Here is a 350-nt window from a genome sequence, read left to right as displayed (position 1 = left end):
GCGACGCTCGTAGGTAAGCTTCTCCTTTACTTCTTCCTCCTGCTTCTGGGCAGTCTCGGAATCCATTTCAAAAGGAAGGCTCATCTGGTCCTTATCCCCTTCGAAGCGTTCCCTCTTTTGTCCGAAGGCTAAACGTTTGTAGTATTCAACCTGGAACTTTAGCTGGGTGTTTTCTTCAATTACTTTGGCTGTGGCTTTTTCTGCTTTAGCCAACTTTTTTGCCTCTTTCTGCAGGGATTTATCCTGCTTCTGAAGGAGTGCTAAAAGCTCATCTTTGGATAGATTCTCCAGGTCGTTTTCCATGAAGTAAATATACAGAAAAACACCGGCTATACCTATCGGTAAGCCTC

Annotated in this window: 1 protein-coding gene; it reads right to left on the bottom strand. The window is 44.6% G+C overall.

Annotated elements, in window-relative coordinates:
• On the bottom strand, window positions 1-303 hold a 303-nt coding region (locus RM539_RS20005; protein WP_489752684.1), incomplete at its 3' end, for an IS66 family transposase.
• Window positions 304-350: the final 47 nt, after the last annotated feature.

Origin of the sequence: Autumnicola musiva (assembly GCF_031846585.1) — a bacterium.
Lineage (GTDB): Bacteria > Bacteroidota > Bacteroidia > Flavobacteriales > Flavobacteriaceae > Autumnicola > Autumnicola musiva.
This window is presented reverse-complemented; position numbering and strand designations above follow the sequence as displayed.